At 60.9% G+C, this 26,744-nt stretch carries 28 protein-coding genes; 12 read left to right on the forward strand and 16 right to left on the reverse strand.

The annotated features are described in order from the left end of the window. Window positions 1-6: 6 nt before the first annotated feature. Window positions 7-1,995, forward strand: coding sequence for a lytic transglycosylase domain-containing protein (locus tag HEQ17_RS02625; protein WP_296291140.1), 1,989 nt, complete (start codon window positions 7-9; stop codon window positions 1,993-1,995). Between the two features lie 18 nt (window positions 1,996-2,013). On the opposite strand, the gene HEQ17_RS02630 is transcribed toward HEQ17_RS02625, so the two are convergent. Both HEQ17_RS02630 and HEQ17_RS02635 read right to left on the reverse strand, forming a co-directional pair. Beyond that, window positions 2,014-2,316, reverse strand: coding sequence for a polyhydroxyalkanoic acid system family protein (locus HEQ17_RS02630; RefSeq protein WP_296291141.1), 303 nt, complete (start codon window positions 2,314-2,316; stop codon window positions 2,014-2,016). 26 nt (window positions 2,317-2,342) lie between these two features. Beyond that, entirely contained in the window at window positions 2,343-4,436 is a 2,094-nt protein-coding gene (locus HEQ17_RS02635; RefSeq protein WP_296291142.1) for a molybdopterin oxidoreductase family protein, read from the reverse strand. A gap of 143 nt (window positions 4,437-4,579) precedes the next feature. On the opposite strand from HEQ17_RS02635, the gene HEQ17_RS02640 reads away from it, so the two are divergent. From HEQ17_RS02640 to HEQ17_RS02660, 5 genes are all read left to right on the forward strand, one after another. Continuing rightward, window positions 4,580-5,791, forward strand: coding sequence for a M20 aminoacylase family protein (locus HEQ17_RS02640; protein ID WP_296291143.1), 1,212 nt, complete (start codon window positions 4,580-4,582; stop codon window positions 5,789-5,791). 13 nt (window positions 5,792-5,804) lie between these two features. Next, entirely contained in the window at window positions 5,805-6,893 is a 1,089-nt protein-coding gene (locus HEQ17_RS02645; protein WP_296291144.1) for a M14 family metallopeptidase, read from the forward strand. Beyond that, window positions 6,890-7,849 (forward strand): complex I NDUFA9 subunit family protein, encoded by a 960-nt coding sequence (locus HEQ17_RS02650; RefSeq protein ID WP_296291145.1) that lies wholly within the window; start codon window positions 6,890-6,892, stop codon window positions 7,847-7,849. Before HEQ17_RS02645 ends, HEQ17_RS02650 begins: the two co-directional genes overlap by 4 nt. Before the next feature lie 173 nt (window positions 7,850-8,022). Next, the gene (locus HEQ17_RS02655; RefSeq protein WP_296291146.1) at window positions 8,023-8,706 is read left to right on the forward strand and encodes a glutathione S-transferase family protein; all 684 of its coding nucleotides are present in this window, start codon (window positions 8,023-8,025) and stop codon (window positions 8,704-8,706) included. Between the two features lie 14 nt (window positions 8,707-8,720). Continuing rightward, the gene (locus HEQ17_RS02660) at window positions 8,721-9,971 is read left to right on the forward strand and encodes a multifunctional CCA addition/repair protein (protein ID WP_296291147.1); all 1,251 of its coding nucleotides are present in this window, start codon (window positions 8,721-8,723) and stop codon (window positions 9,969-9,971) included. A 73-nt stretch (window positions 9,972-10,044) separates the two neighbouring features. Here the strand turns inward: HEQ17_RS02660 and trxC are convergent, their stop codons facing one another. The 5 genes from trxC to HEQ17_RS02685 all read right to left on the reverse strand — a co-directional run bounded on the left by trxC (window position 10,045) and on the right by HEQ17_RS02685 (window position 12,789). After that, a complete protein-coding gene (trxC, locus tag HEQ17_RS02665) occupies window positions 10,045-10,491 on the reverse strand; it encodes a thioredoxin TrxC (protein WP_296291148.1) in 447 nt (148 codons plus the stop codon). A gap of 95 nt (window positions 10,492-10,586) precedes the next feature. After that, complete coding sequence (gene infA, locus HEQ17_RS02670; RefSeq protein WP_296291149.1) at window positions 10,587-10,847, reverse strand: translation initiation factor IF-1; 261 nt, start codon at window positions 10,845-10,847, stop codon at window positions 10,587-10,589. Window positions 10,848-10,861: 14 nt separating this feature from the next. Further along, a complete protein-coding gene (locus HEQ17_RS02675) occupies window positions 10,862-11,077 on the reverse strand; it encodes a hypothetical protein (RefSeq protein ID WP_296291150.1) in 216 nt (71 codons plus the stop codon). 376 nt (window positions 11,078-11,453) lie between these two features. Further along, on the reverse strand, window positions 11,454-11,648 hold the full coding sequence (locus HEQ17_RS02680; protein ID WP_296291151.1) for a DUF2905 domain-containing protein: 195 nt from the start codon (window positions 11,646-11,648) through the stop codon (window positions 11,454-11,456). Between the two features lie 25 nt (window positions 11,649-11,673). Continuing rightward, on the reverse strand, window positions 11,674-12,789 hold the full coding sequence (locus HEQ17_RS02685) for an SAM-dependent methyltransferase (protein WP_296291152.1): 1,116 nt from the start codon (window positions 12,787-12,789) through the stop codon (window positions 11,674-11,676). Between the two features lie 130 nt (window positions 12,790-12,919). Here HEQ17_RS02685 and HEQ17_RS02690 point away from each other — a divergent pair, with 130 nt between their 5' ends. The 6 genes from HEQ17_RS02690 to HEQ17_RS02715 are packed head-to-tail and all read left to right on the forward strand — an operon-like array spanning window position 12,920 to window position 16,714. Further along, window positions 12,920-13,693 carry an SDR family oxidoreductase gene (locus HEQ17_RS02690; protein WP_296291153.1) on the forward strand — a complete coding sequence of 258 codons (774 nt, stop codon included), beginning with the start codon at window positions 12,920-12,922 and terminating at the stop codon, window positions 13,691-13,693. Continuing rightward, entirely contained in the window at window positions 13,690-14,085 is a 396-nt protein-coding gene (locus tag HEQ17_RS02695; RefSeq protein ID WP_296291154.1) for a dihydroneopterin aldolase, read from the forward strand. Before HEQ17_RS02690 ends, HEQ17_RS02695 begins: the two co-directional genes overlap by 4 nt. Beyond that, the gene (locus HEQ17_RS02700; protein ID WP_296291155.1) at window positions 14,082-14,453 is read left to right on the forward strand and encodes a dihydroneopterin aldolase; all 372 of its coding nucleotides are present in this window, start codon (window positions 14,082-14,084) and stop codon (window positions 14,451-14,453) included. The genes HEQ17_RS02695 and HEQ17_RS02700 overlap by 4 nt, the downstream gene beginning before the upstream one ends. Before the next feature lie 5 nt (window positions 14,454-14,458). Next, complete coding sequence (gene ttcA / locus HEQ17_RS02705; protein WP_296291156.1) at window positions 14,459-15,397, forward strand: tRNA 2-thiocytidine(32) synthetase TtcA; 939 nt, start codon at window positions 14,459-14,461, stop codon at window positions 15,395-15,397. 18 nt (window positions 15,398-15,415) lie between these two features. Beyond that, a complete protein-coding gene (locus HEQ17_RS02710) occupies window positions 15,416-16,057 on the forward strand; it encodes a hypothetical protein (RefSeq protein ID WP_296291157.1) in 642 nt (213 codons plus the stop codon). 12 nt (window positions 16,058-16,069) lie between these two features. Then, a complete protein-coding gene (locus HEQ17_RS02715) occupies window positions 16,070-16,714 on the forward strand; it encodes a histidine phosphatase family protein (RefSeq protein ID WP_296291158.1) in 645 nt (214 codons plus the stop codon). Here the strand turns inward: HEQ17_RS02715 and htpX are convergent. The 9 genes from htpX to dbpA form a co-directional block, all read right to left on the reverse strand. After that, complete coding sequence (gene htpX / locus HEQ17_RS02720) at window positions 16,709-17,584, reverse strand: protease HtpX (protein WP_296291159.1); 876 nt, start codon at window positions 17,582-17,584, stop codon at window positions 16,709-16,711. The two genes, HEQ17_RS02715 and htpX, sit on opposite strands and share 6 nt — an antisense overlap. Window positions 17,585-17,654: 70 nt before the next feature. Continuing rightward, window positions 17,655-18,500: a DUF3025 domain-containing protein gene (locus HEQ17_RS02725; protein ID WP_296291160.1), complete on the reverse strand. Its 846-nt coding sequence runs from the start codon at window positions 18,498-18,500 to the stop codon at window positions 17,655-17,657. Then, the gene (gene pyrC / locus HEQ17_RS02730) at window positions 18,479-19,516 is read right to left on the reverse strand and encodes a dihydroorotase (protein ID WP_296291161.1); all 1,038 of its coding nucleotides are present in this window, start codon (window positions 19,514-19,516) and stop codon (window positions 18,479-18,481) included. The genes HEQ17_RS02725 and pyrC overlap by 22 nt, the downstream gene beginning before the upstream one ends. 369 nt (window positions 19,517-19,885) lie before the next feature. After that, window positions 19,886-20,641, reverse strand: coding sequence for an amino acid ABC transporter ATP-binding protein (locus HEQ17_RS02735; RefSeq protein WP_296291162.1), 756 nt, complete (start codon window positions 20,639-20,641; stop codon window positions 19,886-19,888). Window positions 20,642-20,655: 14 nt separating this feature from the next. Beyond that, a complete protein-coding gene (locus HEQ17_RS02740) occupies window positions 20,656-21,756 on the reverse strand; it encodes an amino acid ABC transporter permease (protein ID WP_296291163.1) in 1,101 nt (366 codons plus the stop codon). A gap of 1 nt (window position 21,757) precedes the next feature. Beyond that, a complete protein-coding gene (locus tag HEQ17_RS02745) occupies window positions 21,758-22,957 on the reverse strand; it encodes an ABC transporter permease subunit (protein WP_296291164.1) in 1,200 nt (399 codons plus the stop codon). Between the two features lie 81 nt (window positions 22,958-23,038). Next, window positions 23,039-24,067, reverse strand: a complete 1,029-nt coding sequence (locus HEQ17_RS02750; RefSeq protein WP_296291165.1) for an amino acid ABC transporter substrate-binding protein — start codon at window positions 24,065-24,067, stop codon at window positions 23,039-23,041. Window positions 24,068-24,352: 285 nt separating this feature from the next. Beyond that, window positions 24,353-25,294 carry a LysR family transcriptional regulator gene (locus HEQ17_RS02755; protein ID WP_296291166.1) on the reverse strand — a complete coding sequence of 314 codons (942 nt, stop codon included), beginning with the start codon at window positions 25,292-25,294 and terminating at the stop codon, window positions 24,353-24,355. Between the two features lie 15 nt (window positions 25,295-25,309). Next, window positions 25,310-26,719 (reverse strand): ATP-dependent RNA helicase DbpA, encoded by a 1,410-nt coding sequence (gene dbpA, locus HEQ17_RS02760; RefSeq protein ID WP_296291167.1) that lies wholly within the window; start codon window positions 26,717-26,719, stop codon window positions 25,310-25,312. Between the last annotated feature and the right edge of the window lie 25 nt (window positions 26,720-26,744).

The following is a 26,744-nucleotide window of genomic DNA, read 5'->3' on the forward strand; positions in this document are numbered from 1 at the left end:
CGACCCATGAAATATCCATTGATTTTGACACTGGTTTGCGCCTTGACCGCAACTGGCCCATGGAGCATCCCCGCCCATGCCCAAGCCCAGCCCCAGAACAGGGGCGATGAGCTTATCCTGGAGATGCACCAGGCTTTTCGAAAAGGTGACAAAAAACGCCTTTCAGCACTGCTGCCCCAAACCCGTGGCCATGTGCTGGAGCCTTTGGCGGCCTATTGGGAAATGCGCTCCCGCCTGGACACAGCACCCGAGTCGGAAATTCGCGGCTTTTTGACTGCCTATGCAGGCAGCTACTACGAAGACCGGCTGCGCAACGACTGGCTTTTGCAATTGGGCAAACGCCGTCAATGGGCCACTTTTACCGCCGAATATCCGCGTTACCGCATGCGAGATGACCGCGAAGTGCGGTGCTACGCGCTGGCGACCGAGGCCATGAACAGCAAGGCCGACGTCGCCGAAGAAGCCAAACGCTTGTGGTATTCGCTGCGCGAGCTGGACGATGGGTGCACCTATGTGATCGACCATTTGCATTCGGGCAAACAGATCAATGGCCTAGATTTGTGGCGCAAGGCCCGCATTGCGATGGACGCCAACCGCCCCCGCGCAGCGCAGGCTGCGGTGGACATTGAAGCGCCCCGCCTGTCCGAGCAAGTGGCACTGATTCACGCAGACCCGGCCCAATACCTGGACAAGCGCATCGTCGCCGTCACCAAGAGCCGAAAGGAATTGGCGGTGCTGGCCCTGATCCGGCTGGCCGCCAAAGACCCGGATGAAGCCGCCGATTTGCTGAGTCGTCGCTGGGCCATCCAACTCAGTGCCGAAGAGCGCAACTGGACCTGGGGCGCGATCGGCAAACAAGCCGCACAAAAACTACAGGACAACGCCAGCACCTATTTTTCGAGGGTGCAAAAAGACAGTGATTTGAACGACGACCTGCTCATCTGGAAAGTGCGCGCCGCCCTGCGCCAAAGCCAATGGCAGCAGGTGCTCTCGGCCACCGGGGCCATGACGGCGGCCACACGCCAAGACCCCGCCTGGTCTTACTGGCGAGCACGCGCTTTGTTGGCCATCGGGCCCAATGAGGCGCAGCGACTTGAGGCGCAGTCCTTGTTGGCCCAGATCGCCAGTGTGCGTGGCTTCTATGAACAACTTGCACTCGAAGAGTTGGGCCAAGCCATCACGGTGCCTGAGCGTCCCGCCCCTTTGACTGCCCCAGAAAAAACCACGGCCCTCCACCACCCAGGGCTGCAACGGGCTTTGCACGCGATTGCCATGGGCCTGAGACCTGAGGGCAACCGCGAATGGAACTACAGCACCAACCTGCACACGCCTGGCGGCATGCCTGATCGCGAACTGCTGGCTGCCGCCGACCTGGCCTGCCAGCGACAGGTGTGGGACCGCTGCATCAACACCAGCGAACGCACCAAAGAGGTGCTGGACCATGAACAGCGCTTTCCGATGCCTTTGCGCGAGATCGTGGTGCGACGCGCCCAAGACATCCGACTGGACCCGGCCTATGTGTATGGCCTGATACGCCAAGAAAGCCGCTTTGTCACGGATGCTCGCTCACACGTGGGGGCCTCGGGCCTGATGCAGGTCATGCCCGCCACGGCCAAATGGACGGCCCAGAAAATCGGTCTGAGCGGATTCACGCCGCAGCAAATCAATGACCGCGAAGTGAACGTGACGATTGGCACGGCTTACCTGAAGCTGGTTCTTGACGATTTTGAAGGCTCGATGCCCATGGCCACTGCCGCATACAACGCCGGGCCCAGCAGGCCGCGCAGTTGGCGCAACGGCCCGGTGCTGGAGGCTGCCATCTGGGCCGAGACCATTCCTTTTCAGGAAACCCGCGATTACGTCAAAAAAGTGTTGTCCAACACCACCAACTACGCTGCCATCCTGACGCGCCAGCCGCAGTCCATCAAGGCCCGCCTGGGCTCGGTGGGACCTCGCCAATCGTCCATCGCCGAGGTGAGCAAAGATTTGCCTTGAGACCCAGCGGTACACAAATCAAGCCGAGGGTTCTGGTCCCAACAGGGCATCCAGGTTGGCCTTGATTTTTTCTTCAATCTTGCCGCTGTAAGCGCCCAGCAAAAAACCCAGTTTCAGCTGCAGGTCAAAGCGCGTATCGGTCACCACCAATTCACCGCTCACACCACTGCGCGCAAAGCGCATGCGGTCTTCGGATTCGCCGGGTGCTGACTCGCAAACCATGCCCCACTCCTGCTCGGCCTGTTCGCGCCAGCGCTCGGCCACAGTGCGTGCCCCGGCCAGTCCCAGGGTATGTGTGCGTTCGATGTTCAGTTCGGGCATGGTGTTTGAAAGGTTTTCTTGAAGCGTCAGGCCTTGGCTGTGGCCGCAGAATGGACAGTCGGTTTGAAAGCGGGATCGGCAGCCACCTCCACCAGGCAGTCGTAAAACACGGGCGCACGGCCCAAGTCGGTCAGGTGCTGGCTGGTCAACTCGTTCACGTTGGTGCCGTTCAGGCCCAGCTTGCGCCACCAAATGCCCATGCCGTTGACCACGCCGGGTCGCGCACGCTGGTTCAACCGCACCTTGCAGTGGTAAGTGCCCCGGTCGTTGAACACTTTGACGACCATGCCATCAGCAACGCCACGCGCAGCAGCGTCTTGCGGGTGCATCTCCAGCACCGGCTCGGCTTCGATGTCGCGCAGGCTTTGCACGTTCACAAAGGTGGAATTCAAAAAGTTGCGCGCAGGCGGCGAGATCATGGCCAGCGGGTAGCGGGCATCGCTGCCAGCCGCTTCGTAATTGGGCAGATGGTCGGGCAGGCCATCTAGGCCCTGGTCGGCCAGGCGCTGGCTAAAAAACTCGCACTTTCCCGATGGCGATGGAAAGCCACCTTGGGCAAACGGCGCATCGGGCACGGGCAGCGAAGCAAAGCCATGCTCAAGCAACTGCTCAAAGTCTTTCTCGTCGCCAATGGCGCTGCGGCAGAGGTTTTCGTCGCTTTCGGCAAAACACGGATCGTCAAAACCCATGCGCTGGGCCAGCGCCCTGAAGATGTCGGTGTTGGTGCGTGCACCGCCCACGGGCGCAATGGCGGGGCGGTTCAGCAGCACATCGGTGTGGCCGTAACTGGTGTGGATGTCCCAGTGCTCCAGCTGCGTGGTGGCGGGCAAGATGAAGTCGGCGTAGTCGGCCGTGTCGGTCTGGAAATGCTCCAGCACCACGGTGAACAAGTCTTCACGGGCAAAGCCCTGCACCACCTTGCCCGACTCGGGGGCCACGGCCACCGGGTTGCTGTTGTAAACCACCAAGGCCTCGATCTTCGGGCCAAACGAGGGCGAAGCAGGGCGCAGCAAGTCGTCGCCAATCGTGCTCATGTTGATGGTGCGCGGACGCCGCTCACCCAACAAATCGGGCCGCTGCAAGGCTGCACGCCGCACCGGGAAATGCCCCGAACTGCTGAGCAAGACCCCGCCCGCTCGATGCCGCCAGGCCCCGGTGAGCGCGGGCAGGCAAGCAATGGCTCGCACCGCGTTGCCGCCCCCGCGCACGCGCTGCATGCCGTAGTTCAGCCGAATGGCGGCGGGCTGGGTCGTGCCCCAGTCGCGGGCCAGCTGGCGGATTTGTTCAACCGGCACACCACAGACTTCGGCCGCACGTTCGGGCGACCATTGCAAGGCTCTCGCTTTCAGGGCGTCCCAGCCGAGGGTGTAGCGTTCGATGTAGTCCTGGTCGAGCCAGCCATGCACGATCAGCTCGTGCATGAGGGCCAGCGCCAGCGCGGCGTCGGTGCCGGGGCGCAGGGCGATGTGTTCGTGGCATTTTTCGGCCGTTTCGCTGCGCCGGGGGTCGATGCACACCAGCTTCGCGCCGTTGCGCTTGGCCTCTTGGGCGATGCGCCAAAAGTGCAGGTTGCTGCCAATCGAGTTGCTGCCCCAAATGACGATCAGCTTGGATTCGGCGTAAAACTCGACCTTCATGCCCACCTTGTTGCCCAAGGTTTGCGTCAGGGCCTCGGCCCCGGCCGAGGCGCAAATCGTGCGATCCAACAGCGATGCACCCAGTTGGTGGAAAAATCGCGCCGCAATCGATTCGCTTTGCACCAAGCCCATGGTGCCCGCATAGCTGTACGGCAGCACCGCCTGCGGGTCGCGTGCGGCGATGGTTTTCAGGCGCGCGGCGATGGCGTCCAAAGCCTCGTCCCAGCCCACAGCTTTAAATTGGCCCGAGCCCTTGGGTCCGATGCGTTTCATGGGCTGCAACAGGCGCTCGGGGTGGTAGGTGCGCTCGGTGTAGCGCGAGACCTTGGTGCACAACACGCCATCGGTCTGGGCGTGCGCCGGGTTGCCTTGCACTTTGGTGGCGCGGCCGTTCTCCACCGTGGTCAGCAAGGCGCAGGTGTCGGGGCAGTCGTGCGGGCAGGCACCGCGCACGATCTGAGAGGCCAAAAAGGGGTCGGTCATGGGCTGTGGAAAGGATCGGGCTGGCTGAAGGCGAAGGTTCAGTGCAATTGTGGCGCAAACCCGTCCCTCGACGGGTGGCTCACTTGTCCCCCATGTGCACAGGGGTGTTGGCAACCCTGGCCAAGTATGGCTAGACTGTACCCATGAAAATCCTCGACTCCATCCTCACCGACGCGGCCAGCATCGCGGCCATCCGCAAAGACATCCACGCCCACCCCGAGCTGTGCTTTCAAGAAGTGCGCACGGCCGATGTGGTGGCCCAGCAGCTGACCGACTGGGGCATCCCCATCCACCGCGGCATGGGCACCACGGGTGTGGTCGGCATCGTGCACGGGCGTGACAGCGGCGCTTGCGGGCGCGGCATTGGTTTGCGCGCCGACATCGACGCGCTGCCCATGCAGGAGTTCAACACCTTCGCCCATGCCAGCAGCTACCCTGGCAAGATGCACGCTTGCGGCCACGACGGCCACACGGCCATGTTGCTGGCTGCAGCCAATCATTTCTCCAAGCACCGCGACTTTGACGGCACGGTGTATCTGATCTTCCAACCCGCCGAAGAAGGCGGCGGCGGCGCCCGCGAGATGATCAAGGACGGCCTGTTTGACAAGTTCCCCATGCAGGCCGTGTTTGGCATGCACAACTGGCCCGGCGCCCCGGTGGGCACTTTTGCCGTCAGCGCCGGCCCGGTCATGGCCTCGAGCAACGAGTTCAAGATCACCATCCGTGGCAAAGGCAGCCACGCTGCGCTGCCGCACAACGGCATTGACCCGGTGCCAATCGCCTGCCAAATGGTGCAAGGCTTTCAGACCATCATCACCCGCAACAAAAAGCCGGTGGACGCAGGCGTGATCTCGGTCACCATGATCCACGCGGGCGAAGCCACCAACGTGGTGCCTGATTTTTGCGAACTGCAGGGCACGGTGCGCACCTTCAGCATCGAGGTGCTTGATTTGATCGAAAAGCGCATGAAGCAAGTGGCCGAATCGATCTGCACCGCCTTTGACGCGCAGTGCGAATTTGAGTTCCATCGCAACTACCCACCCACGATCAACAGCGCCACTGAAGCCGACTTTGCCCGCCAAGTCATGGGCGGCATTGTGGGAGCCGACCATGTGAGGCACCAAGAGCCCACCATGGGTGCAGAAGATTTCTCGTACATGCTGCAGGCCAAGCCCGGCGCCTACGTGTTCATCAGCAACGGCGACGGCGCGCACCGCGAGATGGGCCACGGCGGTGGCCCCTGCACGCTACACAACCCGAGCTATGACTTCAACGACGACCTGATCCCATTGGGCGGTACCTACTGGGTCGAACTGGCCACGCAATGGCTGGCCAATCCGACACAAACCGCTTGAAAAGATAACCTGCATGACCGATATCCAAACCGGCTTTTCCAAAAGCTATGCCGAAGCCCGTCAGAAGTTCCTGAACGCCGCCCATGCAGCGGGCCTCACGGTGGACGCCAACATCCACCCCTTGAAGGGCCGGGACGGCGAGGCGCTGGCCATGGACGTGGTGCTCGACGGCGCGCCCGATGCGAAGCAGCTGCTGGTCATCAGCAGCGCCTGCCACGGGGTGGAGGGCTACTGCGGCTCGGGTGTGCAAATCCACGCCCTGCAAAACACCGCTTGGCGCGATGCGGCCAAGGCCAATGGCGTGGCCGTGCTTTACATCCATGCGCTCAACCCGCACGGTTTTTCGCATGTGCGCCGGGTGACCCACGAAAACGTGGACATCAACCGCAACTTTCAGGACTTTTCCAAGCCCCTGCCCGAGAACGCGGCCTACCGCGAGGTCCACCCCTTGCTGCTGCCTGAGGTCTGGCCACCCGATGCCACCAATGCAGAGGCCACCGGCCAGTTCATCGCTGAGCGCGGCATGAAAGCCTTTCAGGCCGCCGTCACCCAAGGGCAGCACGAATTTCCGCACGGCCTGTTCTTTGGTGGCCAGGCCCCCACCTGGAGCAACCTGACGCTGCGCCGGGTACTGCAAAAGTACGGCCAGCGGTGCCAAAAATTGGCCTGGATCGACCTGCACACGGGCCTGGGGCCCAGCGGTGTGGGCGAGCGCATTTTTGCCTGCGCCGACGACGCAGCGGCCTACACCCGCGCCAAAGCCTGGTGGGGCCAGGGCATCACCTCCATCTACGACGGTTCGTCCAGCTCAGCCTTCCTCACCGGCCTGATGTGGATGTCGGCCTACCAGGAATGCCCGCAATCCGAGTACACCGGCATTGCCATGGAATACGGCACGCAAACCCAAGACAAGGTCATCGGTGCCTTGCGCGGCGACCATTGGCTGCACCTGCACCCTGAAGCGTCTGAAGCCCTGAAAAAACAGATCAAGCAAGACCTGATGGATGCGTTTTACGTCGACACCGACGAATGGCGTTCCCAGATCGTGGCTCAGGCCATGGACGCCATGCACCAAGCCGTCAACGGTTTGAGCGCGACATGAGCGCCCCACGCATTCTGGTGCTGGGCGGTACCGGCTTTGTCGGCCGCCAAGTATGCGAACAACTGACGCGCTTGGGTTGGCAGATCACCGTGCCCACCCGCCGGGCCGTGAACGCCGGCAAGGTTCAAAGTTTGCCCGGACTCACAGTGATCGAAGCCTCTGTGCACAGCGAAGCCGATCTGGCACGTCTGATGCTCGGTCACGATGCGGTGGTCAATTTGGTGGCGGTGCTGCACGGCAACGAACAGCGCTTTGAGAACGTGCATGTGAACTTGCCCGGCAAGATCGCCAGCGCCATGCAAAAAGCGGGCGTGCAGCGCTTGGTGCATGTCAGCGCACTGGGCGCCGACCCGCAAGGCCCCTCGATGTACCAGCGCAGCAAGGCGCGCGGCGAAGCGGTTTTGCAAGCTGCAGGCCTGCAGCTGACGGTGCTTCGCCCCAGTGTGATTTTTGGGGCCGAAGACAAATTCCTCAACCTGTTTGCCGACCTGCAAAGCGTGGCCCCTTTCATGCCCCTGGCAGGCAGCGGCACACGCTTTGCCCCAGTGTGGGTGGGCGACGTGGCGCGCGCGGTGGTGACCTGCTTGCAACAACCCTCCACCATCGGTCAGACCTACGAGCTGTGCGGCCCGGACGTGCTGAGCTTGGGCGAGTTGGTGCAACGCGCTGGCCAGTGGGCCGGAGTGAACCACGGCCGGGGTCGCCCAGTCATTGGTTTGCCGATGTGGGTGGGCTGGCTGCAAGCTGCGGCCATGGAGTTGGCCCCGGGCGAGCCGCTCATGAGCCGGGACAACCTGGCGTCGATGAAAGTGGACAACGTGGGCACGGGTCTGGTGCCAGGCCTTTCGGCCTTGGGCATCACGTCCGCATCGGCTGCGGGAGTGGCGCCGACCTATCTGGGTCACCGCGGCCCGCGAAGCAAGTTGAACCGTTGGCGATCAGGCGCGGGGCGCTGATTCCATAAGCGAAGCGCTTGGGTGAATGCGAGAGGGCATGCGGCGGGTTCCTCATGACGGGGTACCGAAAATCGTCACCCGCCGCATGCCCTCACACACCTTAGCGGTGCAATATGCGCCTCGTCTTCAGCCGTGACCGCTAACATGTGGGCTCTGATTCACGGGAGAAAACAATGATCCAGCTTTACATCGCCAACAAAAACTACTCGTCCTGGTCCATGCGCCCTTGGGTGCTGCTGCGCCAGGCGGGCATTGACTTTGAAGAGGTCTTTGTGCGGTTTGACAGCTTCGCACCCGACTCGCAGTTCAAGGCTGCGCTCAAAGAAGTGAACCCGGTGGGCAAGGTGCCTGTGCTGGTGCACGACGGACTGGCCATTTGGGACACGCTGGCGATTGCCGAATATGTGGCCGAACAATTCCCGGATAAAAAATTATGGCCGCAAGACCGCGCCGCCCGTGCCCGTGCGCGCAGTGTCTGCGCCGAGATGCACAGCGGCTTTGTGGGCTTGCGCAGCGCTTGCCCGATGAACATCGAAGCGCACCTGCCCGAGATCGGCGCTTTGGCCCTGCGCGATAAAGCGGCCGTTCGTGGCGACCTGGACCGCATTTGCAGCTTGTGGAGCGGCCTGCTGGCAGCGCACGGTGGCCCCATGCTGTTTGGCCCATTCACCATCGCCGACGCTTACTTTGCGCCCGTGGTCATGCGCATCAAAACTTACGCCCTGCCCGTGCCGGCCGATGTGGCCGCCTACATGGACCGCGTGTGCGCCCTGCCCGGCGTGAAAGCCTGGATCGACGACGCGCTGGCCGAGCAGGACTTCATCGACTTTGAAGAGCCCTTCCGGGTGGCTCGCTGAGCCCAGCGATGGCCATGCAAGTGTTTGTCGTCGGCGGTGCGGTGCGCGATGCCCTGATGGGCTTGCCTGTCAACGACCGCGACTGGGTGGTGGTGGGCAGCACGCCCGAAGCCATGAGCGCACAGGGCTTTTTGCCCGTGGGCAAAGACTTTCCGGTGTTTTTGCACCCCAAAAGCCGCGAGGAATACGCCCTGGCCCGCACCGAGCGCAAAACGGCCCGGGGCTACAAAGGATTTGCGGTCCAGGCCGACCCTGATGTCACGCTTGAAGAAGACCTGGCCCGGCGCGACCTCACCGTCAACGCCATGGCCGTGCCCGAGGCAATGGCGCACGCGCTGCCCAGCGAATGGGCTGATCAGATCGTCGACCCCTACGGCGGCGAGCGTGATCTGGAAACCAAGGTGCTGCGCCATGTGACCGAGGCCTTTGCCGAAGACCCGGTGCGCATCTTGCGCGTGGCGCGCTTTGCAGCGCGCTTTGCTGACTTTTCAGTAGCCGATGAAACCATGGCGTTGATGCACCAGATGGTCGAGGAAGGCGAAGTGGACCACCTGGTGCCCGAGCGCGTCTGGCAGGAGCTGGCCAAAGGCTTGATGAGCGAACGGCCCTCACGGATGTTCGAGGTGCTGCGCGCATGTGGTGCCCTGCGCGTGTTGCTGCCTGAGTTGGACCGCCTTTGGGGTGTGCCGCAACGGGCCGAATACCACCCCGAGGTGGACACGGGCGTGCACATGATGCTGGTGATGGACATGGCCGCACGCCTGAACACGCCGGTGGCTGTGCGCGTGGCCTGCCTGATGCACGACCTGGGCAAGGGCACCACACCCGCCGACGTATTGCCCCGCCACATTGGCCACGAAGGCCGCAGCGTCAAATTGCTGCAAAAGGTGTGCGAGCGCCTGCGCGTGCCGACCGAGGGCAAGGAACTGGCCGAGGTGGTGGCGCGTGAGCACGGCAACATCCACCGCAGTGCCGATCTGAACGCCGAAGCCCTGGTGCGCCTCTTGGAACGCTGCGACGCCATCCGCCAGCCCGAACGCTTTGCACGGGTGTTGCAAGCGTGTGAGTGTGATGCGCGAGGGCGACTGGGCTTTGAAAATGCGGCTTACCCGCAGGCCGCGCGGCTGCTGCAGGCGCAACAAGCGGCTTTGTCGGTCGAGACCGCGCCCATCGCGCAAGCAGCGGCGGCCCAAGGCCTCCAGGGTCCACAAATCGGTGCACAAATCACCCAAGCCCGCGTCAAAGCGGTCGCAGCTTCTTTGTAGGAGCGGTCTCTGACCGCGATCCGCCCACCCCAGATGCTTCGCGATCGGAAACCGGTCCCACCACAAGCCAACTTCACAAATGCGAACGCGTCCAGTCGGCGATGTCTTGCGCGGTGCGAAAAGCACCCGCTTGCCGAGCCACTTCCTTGCCGCCAACAAACAGCGCCAAAGTGGGGATGCTGCGGATATTGAAAAGGGCTGAGATGGCCTGTGCGTCTTCGGTGTTGAGCTTGGCCACCCGCACTTGGGGCTCCAAAAGGCCAGCAGCCTGTTCATAAGCCGGGGCCATCATGCGGCAAGGGCCGCACCAGGGGGCCCAAAAGTCGACCAGCACCGGCACATGGCTGCGGTGGATGTGCTTGTCAAAGCTGGTCGCGTCCAGCGCCAGCGGGTGTCCGTCAAACAAAGCTTGGTGGCATTGTCCGCAATCGGGTGCGTTGTGCACATCGGCCACACGCACCCGGTTGGTGGTGTGGCAGTGCGGACAAACAATGTGCAAGGCGTCGGCTGAAACGGTCATGGATTCCCTTGTGTTCGAAAATCACTTGAGGGCCATGCTGCGCGATTCAAGGGCCTGGTGCGTTGACTCAGGTCAACGAAATCAAACGGACAGGATCAACGAGCCGGTGGGCGGCGCGGCACCATCGGTGCGCGGCCAGCCAGGTGACGGAAGCTGATGCGGCCTTTGCTCAGGTCATAAGGCGAGAGTTCGAGCGTCACGCGGTCACCCGCCAAAATGCGGATGTGGTTTTTGCGCATCTTGCCCGCAGAATAAGCAATCAATTGGTGACCGTTGTCCAGCGTCACGCGAAAACGGGTGTCGGGCAACACCTCGTTGACCACGCCCATCAGTTCAATCAGTTCTTCTTTAGCCATTTAAAACGTCTTTCTCAAAGCAGGATCGGTTTGGAGGACTGGCGCTCCACCCACAACACCCCTTCGTCGAGGGCGTATTGGCTGGCGGCGTCAGGCGTTGCAAATTCGGGCACAAACCGCATCACGCGGTCAGTGCTGGCGCTGCCACGGCCACTGGCCACGGACACTTGCGCGCCAAATGCGCCATTGGGCAAAGCCCTGGAACACGGTTGAATTCGAAATTTTCCCATGAAGATGGGTTGGTGTGAACAGTAATGAATCGTCATGTATTTTATCTAACGCAATCTGGCCGCTGCATGGCACTAAGCGGCAGTTCGGCGGCAAGGGTCTTGGCATGTCCTGCTGCCAAAAAAGCCCCCACTGTGCAGAACCATGAAGGCCTGCGACTGAACATCACCATGCAGAGGTGCGTCAAAAAGGGAGCAAAAAATCGTCTGAGCCCAGCTTTGGAAAGCATGGCGGGCGATGAGCACAGTGGAGGACAAGACTGGCACCCCTCTGCCGGGATGCGCTATCGGCTCTGGAGGAGCGAATGGGCATAAGTCGCCAATGGCGTGACGCACTGTAACACGTTCGTGTGGAGTGCGCTTTTGCCGGCTGGCCAGCTCACACCCAGCGCGCGATGCCCGCTGCCACCATGCTCAGCAGCAAGGTGCTTGTGATGGGAATGAAAAATTCACGACCGAACAAGCGAAAGCGAAAGTCTCCGGGCAGGCGGCCAAAGCCGAGTTTGCGCAGCCAGGGCTGCAAGCCGCTGAAGATGACGAGGATCAGAAAAACGATGATCAGCCAACGCAACATAACAAGCCTTTGGATGGAAGACCGCTCACAGGCGATGCGAGCGGTCGCCCCGGGCAAAGCCCTGAGCGACCCAATTGGACGAGGTTGCAAAACCGACCACTTTGAACAACTCGCCCATTTCGTGTTCGTTGATCAGGCGCTGCGCATGGCTGCGCTCGGCCAAAGAGGCCTCGGCCATGCGCTCGGCCATACCCAGATTGAGCAAGAACCAGGCTTGGCTGGTGTAACCCAGCACATTCAGTCCGGCGTTTTGCCCGGCCAGCGCGACCTCGGTGAAGTTCACATGGGCGGTGATGTCCTTTTGGCCCACCGCCACCAAAGCGTCTGGGTCGGCCTGGTGCAGCTGGTGGCACATCACGGTGCCCATGTGGCGCTGGGGGTGAAAGTATTCGCCCTCGGGAAAGCCGTAATCCAGAAAAAATGCTGCGCCACCATGGCCCGCCAACAACCGCTCGGCCAAGCTGGCGATGAAGGCTTCAGCTTGGGGGTGAATTTCGGTCAAATAGTCGTGCTCGCCTTCGACGTCCAAAGGCGGGCGAAGGTCGGTCAGGCGGTCTTGCCAAGCGAAGCCCAGGCCATCACCCTCGGCCGCGCTGACCACACCCCGCTCGTGCCAGATGCCTTGCGTGCGCTGCAAGAGCTGCACCGGCATCGCGTCGAGCACCTCGTTGCCCACCACCACGCCCTCGATGGCGTCGGGCCAGGCGTCGAGCCAGCGCACTTTGTCGGCATGCTTCAACAAGGTGTCGGCCTGTCGGGCACGCAAAGTGCCCGACAAGTCGATGATGGTGTAGCGGTGCACCGCATCGCCCAAGCTGTCCAGCAGCTGCAGCGCCAAAGCGCCTGTGCCCGCACCAAACTCCCACACCTCGTTGGTGCCCGTGGCCTGCAGCGCTTGGCGCACCTGCACGGCCAGGGTTTGGCCAAACAGCGGGGACATGCCCGGCGCGGTCACAAAGTCGCTGCCCGAAGCGGGCATGGCCCCGAACTTTTGCAAGGCGTTGGTGTAGTAGCCCAAACCCGGCTCGTACAAGGCCATGGCCATGAAACGGTCAAAACCGATCCAGCCACCGGCTTGGGCAATGGCCTGGTGGATACGCAGGGTCAGTTCGGAAGGGGGATGGGGGTTTGGCGTGCTCACGCGGCGATTGTCGCCGAAGGTGTATGGGCGTTTGCCGGGGTGCCGGGGGTCAAATCCATGGCTTGCCCGATAATTCAGCCCTTTGTCACTTTGGATCTTCTTGCGCAGTCCCCTCTGCCCTACCCCCGTCATGAAACAAGTTCTGGTCACCGGAGGCGCTCACCGCCTGGGCGCAGAGATCGTCCTCCAATTTGCGGCGGCGGGCTGGCGCGTGTGGTGCCACTACCAACGCTCGGCCGATGCGGCCAAGGCACTGCAGTCTGAGCTGCAGGCGGCTGGGGGCCATGTGGAATGCGTGCAAGCCGATCTGGCCCAGAGCGACCAAGTCGAACAGATGATGGCGCAGATCGCGCAAAGTCACGGCCCGCTTGACTGCTTGATCAACAACGCATCGCTGTTCGAGCCCGATGAAGGCACCGCCATGGACTTGCCCGGCGCGCGCCTGCAACTCGAAGTGAATTTGATCGCGCCCATGTTGCTGGCCTCGCTGATGGCGCAGCAATCCGCCCCCAACGCGAAATCCGGCCAGCGCAGCGTGGTCCACATCCTGGACCAGAAGGTGTTCAACCTGAACCCGGACTATTTTTCATACACCGTGTCCAAACTGGCGCTGGAACGTGCCGTCGCCTTGCAGGCCCAAGCCCTGGCCCCCTTGCGTGTGTGCGGCGTGGCCCCGGGCCTGATGTTTTTGAGCGGTCCACAAACCCAAGAGAATTTTGACCGCAACAGCCGCGTGAACTTGCTGCGCGAGCCGATTGACCCGGCGCAGGTGGCGGCGACTTGCGTTTTTCTGGCGCAAAACCCCTGCATCACAGGCACCACGGTGTGCGTCGACAACGGCCAGCACCTGGTGCCTTTGGCGCGCGATGTGATGTTTTTGGGTGAACCGAAAGACCCTGCATGAGCGACCTGATGACCGATTTGGCGCTGAACTGCCGCCGCCTGTTTTTACGCAATCACACGGTGGACGTGCGCATCGGCGCGCACGACTTTGAAAAGCTCGGCCCCCAGCGCATCATCTTCAACGTGGAGTTGTTCGTACCCTACAGCGCGTCCACCCCCACTCAAGACGATCTGGCCGAAGTGGTGGACTACGACTTCATCCGCGAGGTGATCGCCAAGCGTGTAGCCCAGGGCCACATCGTGCTGCAAGAGACTTTGTGCGATGACCTGATGCGCGAGCTGATCGCACACCCACAGGTGCAGGCAGTGCGCCTGTCCAGCTGCAAACCCGATGTGTACCCGGACTGCGAAGCGGTTGGGGTGGAAATTTTTCAGACCAAAAGCCCGACATGAAAACCCCTGCTGGCCAACAAACGCTGGAGCTGACCGGTTTGCGCTTTGACGCGAACCTGGGCATCCTGGAACACGAAAAAACCGACCCGCAACCGATACAGGTGGACGCCGAGCTGAACCTGGGCACACAACCCCTGCTGCCCAGCGACGACGACATCCATTCGGTGCTGGACTACCGCAAAGTGCGCAAAATCATCATCGACGAATGCACGGCTGAGCACATCAACCTGCTGGAAACGCTTATCGGCAAAGTCTCGAACCGCCTGATTCAGTTGCCCGGCGTGTTGGGCGTGCGCGTCAAGATTGCCAAACTTGAAATTTTTGAAGACTGCGAAGTGGCCATTCGCATGGAAACCGGACAGTGGTGAACCTCATGAACACAGACACAGCAGCAGACAACGCCTGGGTACAAGCGCAAGCCGAATCAGAGGCTGCCAAAGCCATCAAGATCGAGCGCGAAACCCACAAGCTCGAAAAACGCCTGTGCCGCCAAATGGGTCAAGCGATCAGTGACTTCAACCTGATTGAGGCCGGCGACCGCATCATGGTCTGCATGTCGGGCGGTAAAGACAGCTACGGCATGCTCGACATCCTGCTGAAAATGATGGCCCGCGCGCCGGTCGACTTTGAGCTGGTCGCGGTCAACCTGGACCAAAAGCAGCCAGGTTTCCCGGAGCACATCCTGCCCGCTTACCTCAAAGAGCTGGGCGTGGAATTTCACATCGAGACGCAAGACACGTATTCGATCGTGAAAGACAAGATCCCCGAAGGCAAGACCATGTGCAGCCTGTGCTCGCGCCTGCGCCGGGGCATTTTGTACCGCGTGGCGCGCGAGCTCAAATGCAACAAGCTGGCCCTCGGCCACCACCGCGATGACATGCTGCAGACTTTCTTCTTGAACATGTTCTTTGGCGGCAAGCTCAAGGGCATGCCCCCCAAGCTGGTCAGCGACAACGGCGAATTCATGGTGATCCGCCCACTGGCCTATGTGGCCGAAACCGATTTGATCCGTTGGGCCGCGCACCGACAGTTCCCCATCATTCCGTGCACCCTGTGTGGCAGCCAAGAGAATTTGCAACGCCTGCAGGTGGGCAACATGCTGCGCGAGTGGCAAAAGAAGTACCCCGGCCGCATTGAAAACATGTTTGCAGCTTTGCAAAATGTGGTGCCTTCGCATTTGATGGACGCCAAACTGCACGGTTTCAAGGACCTGAAAATCACGGGCATCGAATCGGATGACGGCGACAAGGCTTTTGACGAAGAAGAGTTCAAGGAAGCGTCCTTGCCGGGCATCCAAGTCATCTCGATGTGAACCTCAAGGGGACAGCTCATGCGCACAGCAAATCAGCAATGCAAGCGGTGGTTTTCGATGGCCTTGGCTGCGATGGCCTTGACCTTCTTGACGGGCTGCGCCTCGATGCGCCTGATCGACAGCGATGTGGTCTCGGTGGCTGCGGTGCCAGCCGGCATGAATTTGCAGGGCGCCAAGTACCGCTTTGAGCGCCTGCCCTCGCAGGTGCACAACCCCGAAGCCGGTTTGGCCGAGCAGCAAGCGCAGGCCGCCATGACCGCCGTGGGTTTGGTGCGTGATGATGCCGGGGCCAGCCTGAGCGTGATGCTGGGCTTCAGTGGCTCGCAGTACTTGGCCGACCCTTGGGGCCGACCCCTAGCGCCGGGCTGGACACCCTTCGGCAGCATCGCCTTCGGATCGGGTTTTGGCGGGGGCTTGGGCTCGCACGTCGGTCTGGGCATGGGCATGCGCTTTCCGCCGCCCACGCATTACCGCCGTGAGGTCAGCGTCATCATGCGAGACCTGAAGTCGGGTCAAGTGGTGTATGAAACCCGCGCCAGCCACGTCGGCCCCTGGAGCGACAGCGTGCCGATTTTTGCCACCCTGTTCCAGGCTGCCCTGGCCAATTTTCCCAACCCGCCTGCTGGCCCACGCCGGGTCAACATCGAAGTGCCGCGCTGAATCTAGGAATTTATGGAACCGACCCGCATTTTGGCCATTCGCCACGGCGAAACCGCCTGGAACGTCAACACGCGGCTGCAAGGCCACCTGGACATCCCACTCAACGATGCAGGACTGCGCCAAGCCGAACACCTGGCTCGCGCTCTGGTCGAGCGTGAAGTGGTGAATGCGATTTATGCCAGCGACCTGTCACGGGCGCACGCCACGGCCCAAGCCATTGCCCAGTCCATGGACCAAGCGGTCAGCGTCCACGTGGGTTTGCGCGAACGCCACTTTGGTTCATTTCAGGGGCGCACTTACGCTGAGGTAGAAACCGAATTCCCGGAACACGCCTGGCACTGGCGCAAGCGCACGCCGGACTGGACGCCACCTGAAGGCGGTGAATCGCTGCTGGCTTTGCGCGAGCGCATTGTGCGCACGGTGGACGAATTGGCGGCGCGCCACACAGGCCAGCAAATCGTGATGGTGGCGCACGGCGGGGTGCTAGACATCCTGTACCGGGCGGCCACCCGCATCGATTTACAGGCCCCGCGCACGTGGTCACTGACCAACACCGCGGTCAACCGCTTGTTGTGGACGCCTGCGGGCTTGAGCTTGGTGGGCTGGGGTGACACGTCCCACCTGAATGCACAGGCCCAAGACGAAACGTCTTTATAGGGCGCTGTTTTTCAGCGCTTCGATGCGCTGCTCGATGGGAGGGTGTGTGCTGAACAGCCGACCGATGCCGCCCGCAATGCCCATGGCCGCCATGGTCTTGGGCAACTCGGCGGTATGCACGCTGCCCAACCGAGCCAGGGCATTGATCATGGGCTGCTTGCGGCCCATCAGCCGGGCGGCACCGGCGTCGGCACGGAACTCGCGCTGGCGACTGAACCAGGCCACAATCATGGCAGCGGCAAAGCCCAAGATGATGTCCATCACGATGGTGGTCACGAAATAGCCGATGCCAGGACCGGAATTTGCAGTATCACCCTTGCGCAAGAAGCTGTCCACCGCATAACCCACCACGCGGGAGATGAACACCACGAAGGTGTTCATGACACCCTGGATCAGGGTCATGGTGACCATGTCGCCGTTGGCAATGTGGGCCACTTCGTGACCAATGACCGCTTCAATTTCCTCGTGCGTCATGTTTTGCAGCAAGCCGGTAGACACAGCCACCAGGGCCGAATCGCGGAACGCGCCGGTGGCAAAGGCGTTGGGGTCTCCCGGGAAGATGCCGACTTCAGGCATGCCGATGCCGGATTTGTCCGCGAACTTGCGCACGGTGTCCAAAATCCAGGCTTCGTCGGCGTTGGCGGGTTGGGTGATGACTTTGACACCTGAGGTCCACTTGGCCATGGGCTTGCTGATGAGCAAGGAAATGATGGCGCCGCCAAAGCCCATGATCAGGGCAAAACCGAGCAAAGCGCCCAGGTCCAGGCCGTTGGAAGTCAAAAAGCGGTTGACGCCCAGCAAGTTGGCGACGATGCCCAGCACCACCACAACAGCCAAGTTGGTCATGACAAAAAGAAAAATGCGTTTCATGTTGAGTTTCACTTTTAGCCCGGAAGAAGCGGACGCTTGGTTTCGGATATTAGGGTCTCAGATTGCAAAATCAAGCCCGTGACGGGATTTCCGGTCTGCTGTAAGGTTTTTCAGCGGGTTCATGTCTCCGGCGCGAGCGAAATACCTGTGCATCGGCATAAAAGGCCGGATCCGCATTGGCGGGCCACCAGCCGGGCACACCCAGCAAGGGCAGTGGGCTAAAGGGCTTGCGCGCGAGCTTTTCGGGCGTCAGGTCTTGCGACAACCAGACGTCGATCTGCTGGTGCGGAACATCTCTGGGCACACGCCACAAATGCACTGTGATGGACTTGTAGGGCAGCACGGCTTTTTCAAGCGCCGCATGGCCAAAAGCCCACAGGCGGGTCTGCGTCCATTCAGCGCGCAAAACGACCAAGGCGTCGAGCCAGCGGTGCTCCGTGAGCGCTGCCCACAGGGCGTTTGAGGGCTGTATCAAGAGCGCGTTTTCGTCGAACACGGTGGCGGCATCGCGCACCGCCCCCCGGACCTGGCCCACCCCGGCGCGTGCGATTTCATGAGCCTGCAATTGATTCAGCTGCTTCTTGCTCAGCGGGAAATGCATCCAGCACAAGGCATTGAAGAAGTCGTGCAGGCCTTCTCGGGTGGGCACCTGGCGGGTAGCGAAGATGAAGTTTTCGTAGGCCTGACTCTCGGGCAAGTCAGCTTGCGGCACAAAAAATACCGGTGCCAAGCCAGTCTGGTTGAGGGCCTGCGGCTGAGGGCAACCCGAAGCGATTAGACGCGCTACCGGTTCACCCACGGCACGCCAGTCGTCCAGCCAAGGGACTGACCAATCGATGTCAGGAACAGCCTGAGACCTTGCCGTCTCACAGCGGCTTGCGAGCCGGTCGGGATTCAAGCGGCGACCAGACGCCATGGCAGACTTTCACCCGAGCGCAGGGGCTTGAGTTCGGCCTCGCCAAAGGCAAAACTCTCGGCGGGTGTCCAGTTTTCACGGCGCAGCGTGACGTGAACTGTGTTGCGTGGCAGGCCATAAAAGTCGGCTCCGAAGAAACTGGCAAAGCCCTCCAACTTGTCCAGCGCTCCGGCTTGGTCAAAGGCCTCGGCATACATCTCCAATGCGGCGTGCGCGGTGTAGCAACCTGCACACCCCGTGGCATGCTCCTTCAGATACGCGGGGTGCGGGGCGCTGTCGGTGCCCAAAAAGAAACGGGCATTGCCGCTGGTGGCCGCCTGCACCAAAGCCAGGCGGTGGATTTCGCGCTTGAGCACGGGCAGGCAGTAGTAATGCGGGCGCATGCCGCCCAAAAACAGGGCGTTGCGGTTGTACAGCAGGTGGTGCACGGTAATGGTGGCACCCAAATTCGCGTCGCCTGCCGCCACATAGTCGGCAGCTTCTTTCGTGGTGATGTGTTCCATCACGATTTTCAAGCCCGGGAAGTCACGGCGCAGCGGGATCAGATGCTGCTCAATGAACACCGCTTCGCGATCAAACAGGTCAATGTCAGACGAGGTGACTTCGCCGTGCACCAAGAGCAACACGCCTTCGCGCTGCATGGCTTCAAGCACGGGGTAGATCTTGCGCAGGTCGGTCACGCCCGCATCGCTGTTGGTGGTGGCACCGGCTGGATACAACTTGCAGGCCACAACACCTGCGGCTTTGGCGCGGGCAATTTCTGCCGGTGCCAAGTTGTCGGTCAGGTACAGTGTCATGAGCGGCTCAAAGGCCATGCCAACAGGCACGGCGGCCTGGATGCGAGCCTTGTAGGCCATCGCCTGCTCGGCCGTGGTCACGGGCGGCTTGAGGTTGGGCATGATGATGGCGCGGCCAAACTGCGCGGCGGTGTGCGGCACCACCACGTTCAAAGCGGCGCCATCGCGCACATGCAAGTGCCAATCGTCGGGGCGGATGAGGGTGAGTTCTTGGGTCATGGGCGTATTGTCTCAAACCTGTCGTCGGCTTGATGTTGCTGGTCCCAGAGATGGGGTCACGGGTCAGGGCTCCTAGGAAAACGGATCGTGGAACGAGAGGCAGGGCTGAGCAGCGCAGCAGCGGGCGGATCAGGGCGGGTGCTTGTTGGAGCGAAGCGAGTTTGCACCCGACCCCGCCCGATGCGAGCAGCGCAAGGAACCCGAAGGGCCCTGACTGCGGCTCGCCTTTCTTTGCTTACTTTCTTTGGCGAAGCCAAGAAAGTGAGTGCGCCGCCGGGCGCAATCCCGGCCAACGGCACCCAAAAAGAACTCAGCATTTAATCGGGATCTGACCCCAATTAATTTAATCGGGATCTGACCCCAATTAAATCAATGCCCGAGGATCTTGGACAGGAAGTCCTGCGCCCGGTCAGTCTGTGGCGAATCAAAGAACTGCTGCGGCGGGGCTTGTTCGACCACCTGGCCTTGGTCCATGAAGATCACGCGGTCGGCCACCGCCTTGGCAAAGCCCATTTCGTGCGTCACACACAACATGGTCATACCCTGGCTGGTCAGCTCGATCATCACGTCCAGCACTTCCTTGATCATCTCGGGGTCGAGGGCCGAGGTGGGCTCATCGAACAGCATGATTTTGGGCGTGAGGCACAGGGCACGGGCAATCGCCACGCGCTGCTGCTGGCCGCCGGACAGTTGCAAGGGGTACTTGTTCGCGTGCTCAGCAATGCGCACGCGCTCGAGTTGCACCATGGCTTTATCGATGGCTTCTTTGCGCGGCATCTTGGCCACCCAGGTGGGTGACAAGATCAGGTTTTCCATCACCGTCAGGTGCGGGAACAGGTTGAACTGTTGAAACACCATGCCGACTTCTCGGCGCACTTGGTCGATGCCCTTGAGGTCATCGCCCAAAACGGTGCCATCCACAGTGAGCGTGCCTTCCTGGTATTCCTCCAGGGCGTTGATGCAGCGGATCAGGGTGGATTTGCCCGAGCCCGAGGGGCCACAAATGACCACTTTTTCGCCTTTGGCAAACTGCAGGTTGACGTCGCGCAGCACGTGGTAGCCATTGCTGGCATACCATTTGTTGACGCCTTTGAACTCGATGATGGGGGTAATGTTGGAGGTCATGAGAGGTCTTTCGTTCAACGAACTTTGCTCACCGCTGTGCGCTGCTCAATCCACAGGCTGTAGCGCGACATGGCAAAGCAGAACGCGAAATAAATGAAGGTGATGAAGAGGTAGGCTTCGATCTTGAAGGGACGCCAGTCGGCGTCCGAGTTGAGCGCCAGGCCCAACGCGCCGGTCAGCTCGTACAGCGAGACGATGGTCACGAGCGAGGTGTCTTTGAACAGGCCGATGAAGGTGTTCATGATGGACGGCACTACGGTGGCCAGGGCCTGGGGCAGCACGATCATGCGCTGGGTTTGCCAGTAGCTCAGGCCCAGCGTGGCCGCCGCTTCGGTCTGACCCTTGGGCAAGGCCTGCAAGCCGCCACGAATCACCTCGGCCATGTAGGCCGCTGAGAACAAGGTGATGCCCACCACCACACGCACCAGCACGTCGATCTTCACGCCCTCGGGCATGAACAGCGGCAGCATGAACGAGGCCATGAACAGCACCGTGATCAGCGGCACGCCGCGAACCAACTCCACATAGAGCGTGCACAGGGTCTTGATGGCCGGCATATTGGAGCGCCGACCCAAGGCCACAAAGATGGCCAGCGGAAACGCCAGCGTCATCGAGATCACGGTGAGCATGACCGTGAGCGGAAAGCCGCCCCACTGGTCGGTGTCGACCTCGGTCAGGCCCATCCAGCCACCCTTCATGAGTATGAAATAAACCACCAGCATGAGGGCCCAGCTCAGGGGCAAAGCCTTGTTCCAGAAACGCGGCATGCAGCTGATGACGACCACGCCGAGCATCAAGGCGGTGGCGATCACCGGACGCCAGTGCTCGGCCTCGGGATATCGACCCATCACGATCAGGCGACCTTTTTCGGAGATCACTCCCCAGCACGCGCCTACGCCGCGCACGTCGTTGCAAGCCTGCAAGTTGGCACCAAACACAGCATGCAGCAGCGCCCAGTCGATGGACGCCATCAACATCCAGACTCCCAGCGCCAACAACACCAAAGTCATCACACTGTTGCTGGCGCTCGAAAACAAATTAGCCTGCAACCAGGCCAGCGGGCCGGCGCTCCGGCCCGGCATGGGGCGGGCCTCGATGGATTTGAAAACATTCATGTCAGCGCTCCTGGATGGCGGCACTGGCGTTGAACCAGTTCATGAGAGCCGAAGTGATGAGGGACAGTGTCAGGTACACCAACATCACGATGGACAGCGCCTCGATGGCGCGGCCTGTCTGATTGAGTGTGGTGTTGGCAATCGAGACCAGCTCGGGGTACCCAATGGCCACGGCCAGGGAAGAGTTTTTGGTCAGGTTCAGGTACTGGCTGGTCAGCGGCGGGATGATCACGCGCAGGGCCTGTGGCAGCACCACCAAGCGCATGGCCTGGCTCTTGCTCAAACCCAAGGAAGCTGCGGCCTCGTGCTGGCCCAAGGATACCGAGGCAATGCCCGAGCGCACGACTTCGGCGATGAAAGCGGCCGTGTAAAACACCAGCCCAAACAACAAGGCCATGAATTCTGGGCTGAAAACACCACCATCTTCGATTTGGAAATCTCCCACTTTGGGCAAATCCCACTCGGACGGGGCACCCCCTGCCAACCAACCCAACACGGACAAGCCCAGGACGGCGGCCAAAGCCACCCATAAAACGGGACGAGACTGCCCAGTTCGATCGAAATGTGCGCGCGCCAAACGTCGGTAATACAGGCCAAAAACCAGGCCCAAACTGGCCCCCACTAAGGCCAACGTCTGGCCCAACTGCCATACCGGCCAAGGGAATGAAATGCCGTTTTTGCTCAGATAAAAATGTCCGGCATTCCAGGCGTTCTCGAGGTCCGGCAACGCTTCGGCGAACACCAAATACCAAATCAGCAATTGCAGATAAACCGGAACGTTGCGGAAAAACTCAACAAAGGCATAACAGATTTTTTGCACCAGATAGTTGGCAGAAAACCGGCCAACGCCGATGAGCACGCCCAGCACAGTAGCCAGTGCAATGCCGATGATGGCCACCTTCAAGGTGTTGAGCATGCCGATCGCAAATGCCACAAAGTAGGAACTGTTGTGCGCGTAATCGATCACCGTCTCGCTGATGTCGAAACCAAACGGCTGAAACAAAAAATCGTATCCGCTCTGGATTCCGCGCAAACGCATATTGGCCAATGTGTTGCGCACCAGCAAGGCCGCAAGCGCAAAGGCCGACAAAATCGCGACAATCTGGTAGATGACCGAACGCCCTTCACGGCTTCGCCATGAAATGGTCCGGTTTTTCTTCTCGGGTGAGGGCCTGGCCTCGATCATTGAAAATTGGGACATGGTTGCTGCCTGGAAAAAGACAAACTGACAAAAAATACGCCCCATCAAGGGGCGCATTCAATGCCTAAACAAGGCAGAAGATCAACGCAGAGGGGCCGAGTACAGCAAGCCGCCTTGGTTCCATTGCCGGTTCATGCCACGCGGCAGGTTGATGGAAGTCTTGGGACCCACATTGCGCTCAAAGATCTCGCCGTAGTTTCCGGTGACCTTGATGGCGCGGTAGAGCCACTCTTTGTCCAAGCCCAGGTGCTTGCCCAAATCTTCTGTCACACCAAGCAAACGGCCCACTTGTGGGTTGTCGCTGGTCTTCATCTGGTCCGCGTTGGCTTGGGTGATGCCGAACTCTTCAGCTTCTATCAAACCAGCCAACACCCACTTGTTGATGGCCAGCCATTCGTCGTCACCGCGTCGAATCATGGGGCCCAGGGGCTCTTTGGAGACCAGGTCGGGCAAGATCACATGGGCTGCAGGGTCTTTGGCTTCCTTGGCGCGCACCGAAGCCAGGCCCGATGTGTCAGTGGTGTAAGCCTGGCAGCGGCCTGCAAAGTAGGCACCGGTGGCAGCTTCGACTTTTTCAAACACGACAGGTTTGAGGTTGAGCTTGTGGGTGCGTGAGTAATCGGTCAGATTCTTCTCGGTGGTGGTGCCGGACTGCACACAGACCGTGGCGCCCTTGAGCTGCTTGGCACTGGTGATCTTGCCTTTGGGCACCATGAAACCTTGACCGTCGTAGTAATTGACGCCAGCAAAGTGCAGCCCCAAAGAGGCGTCACGGCTGAGCGTGCTGGTGCTGTTTCGAGCCAGGACATCGACTTCGCCAGACTGCAAGGCGGTGAAACGCTGTTGTGCGGTCAGGGGCACATATTTGACTTTGGTCGCGTCGCTCAGGACGGCGGCAGCCACAGCGCGGCAGTGGTCCACGTCCAGACCCGACCAGTTGCCACTGGAGTCAGCAGCCGAAAAACCGGCCAGACCGGTGTTGACACCGCAGACGATTTGGCCGCGCTGCTTGATCTGGTCCAGGGTTTTGCCCGCCATGGCGGAAGTCGCGGCCAGCAGGCCAGCGGCCGCCAAGACCGAACCGATCACTGTGTTGGTGTATTTTTTCATGGGTTGAATCCTCTTCAAAACAAATAAAGCAGCAAAATGCCGCCCGGTGATTAAATGACAAATGCAAAACCAGCTCTTCTAAGCGCCACCCTAGTACCTTGGTCGTTCAAGGGCAATCAGCGTTCTCCAGCACCAAATTGGCGCAAGGTGTCTGTCGAACAGGCCAGTCAAGGCAAAAATTCTGCCTGACTTGCGCATGGCCCTGAATATAGTCAAATTGGCATCATCCAATCATCAGGGTGTACCCCTGTATTCAATGCATAAAACGCATAACCCGATGCAAGCTCACCGGGAGGAATGGGCAACAGGCTGACCTTGTGTGAGATGCAGCCACAACTGATGGGCCGCGCTGGGCGACACCTTGACCCCCGGTTTTTCACGGTACGCCCGCACTTCCATGCTCAAGGCCAGGGATTGGCCGCCGGGCAGCCCCACTTCAACCAGCGCACCGCCTTGCACCTCCTTTTTGACCGCGCTGCGTGGCAAAAACGCGATGCCATGCCCTTCCAGCGCCATGACTTTCAGGCCCTCGGCCATGTCGGTTTCGTAAACCCGGTCCAGGTGCACCGGGCAGCCCGCCTGTTTCAGTATCCAGTCGGTCACCCCTCCTAGATAAGCCCCGGGTGCATAACCCAGATAGGGCAAGGGTTTGGAGACCGTACCCGGCAAGCTGAACAAGGACTGCCCTCTGGCATCCGCTTGGGCATAAGGTGCAATCACCTCGTGGCCCAGCACCACCATGTCATAACGCTCGGGGTCGATTTGCAAAGGCTGCGAAGGGTGGTGGTAAGCGATCAGCACATCACAACCCCCTTCCACCAGTCGCATGGCTGCATCGTGCACATTGAGGGCCATCAAACGGCTTTTGATCGGGCCAAAGCTGCTGCGCAAATGGGCTATCCAGGCCGGAAAGAACGTGAACGCTAGGGTGTGTGGTACCGCAAACTCAATCAAGTCCTGCCCCGAAGTATTGTGGCCCCGCAGCATGGCCCGGGTGTTTTGCAGGGACTGCAGCATCTCCAACGCCTGGGCATACAAGGTCTCGCCTGCCGCAGTCAGTCGGGTGGGGTAAGAGCTTCTGTCCACCAAATTCGCACCCGCCCAAGCTTCAAGCGACTGAATGCGCCGCGAAAACGCCGGTTGCGTCACGTGGCGCAATTGCGCGGATCGGCTGAAACTGCGGGTTTCAGCCAGGCTCACAAAGTCTTCCAGCCATTTGGTTTCCATGGTCGCTTCCTCCTTTTAAAGCAAACGCGCTTTCACGCTTTTGCCTTTGATCTTGCCGTGCAATAGTTGGGACTCGACTTTGGGGGCCAACGCGGCCTGCACCGCCACATAGGTCGAAAACTCGTTCACATTGATCTTGCCAACTTGCTCACGGGTCAAACCACACTCACCCGCCAAAGCGCCCATCACATCGCCAGCGCGGATTTTTTCCTTGCGGCCACCGACGATTTGCAAAGTGCGCATGGGCGGCTGCAGTGGAGCACCCTCCGCAGACGTCAGGCCAGACAAAGGCTCCCAACTCGATTCGCGGCCTTGCATCACCTCGATCTTGCCCACCGCGCCCATCTCGTCCACGCTGGCCAGCGTCAGGGCCAGGCCTTCGGCGTCGCCCCGGCCGGTGCGGCCAATGCGGTGGATGTGGATTTCGGGGTCGGGCGTCACGTCCACGTTGATCACCGCTTCGAGGCCTTCCACATCCAGACCGCGCGAGGCCACATCGGTGGCCACCAGCACCGAGCAACTGCGGTTGGCAAACTGCACCAGCACTTGGTCGCGCTCGCGTTGCTCCAGCTCGCCAAACAGCGCCAGCGCGCTGTAACCCTGGGCCTGCAGCACCGCCACCAGATCGCGGCACTGCTGCTTGGTGTTGCAAAAGGCCAAGGTGCGCTCGGGGCGGAAATGGGCCAAGAGTTTGGACACTGCGACCAGCCGCTGGTTTTCGGTCACTTCATAAAAAACTTGGCGAATCTTGTGGGCGCTGTGCTGGGCCTGAACCTTCACCGTCTGCGGTGTACGCATGAACTGCGCGGCCAGCTTGGCAATGCCGTCGGGGTAAGTGGCCGAAAACAGCAGGGTCTGGCGGTCTTTGGCGCACTGGCGCACCACCTTGGCGATGTCGTCGAAAAAGCCCATGTCCAACATGCGGTCGGCTTCGTCCAGCACCAGCGTGTTCACACCCGCCAAGCTCAGCGAGCCGCGCTCCAGATGGTCCAAAATCCGGCCGGGCGTGCCCACCACCACATCGGCGCCGTGCGCCAGACCCACCGTTTGACCACGCAAGGCCACCCCACCACAGAGGGTGACGACTTTCACGTTGGGCCGGGCACGGGCCAGGCGGCGGATCTCTTGTGTGACCTGGTCGGCCAGCTCGCGCGTAGGGCACAAAATCAAGGCCTGGATGGCTGCGCTGGGCGAACCTGCTGTTTGCAGCCGCTCGATCAGGGGCAGGCCAAAGGCGGCGGTTTTGCCGCTGCCGGTACTGGCTTGGGCGATCAGGTCTTGCCCCGCCAAAGTCATGGGCAAGCTGGCCGTCTGGATGGGCGTCATCTGGGTGTAGCCCAGTTGCTCCAGGTTGTGCAGGGTGGCTGGGGCCAGCTTCAGTTGGTCAAAGCGTGACGGTATGGCGTTTTGAAGGGTCTCGATCATGGGCTGATTATCGGGGGGTAGCGTC

It is taken from the genome of Limnohabitans sp., from assembly GCF_023910625.1.
In the GTDB taxonomy this organism is placed as follows: domain Bacteria; phylum Pseudomonadota; class Gammaproteobacteria; order Burkholderiales; family Burkholderiaceae_C; genus Limnohabitans_A.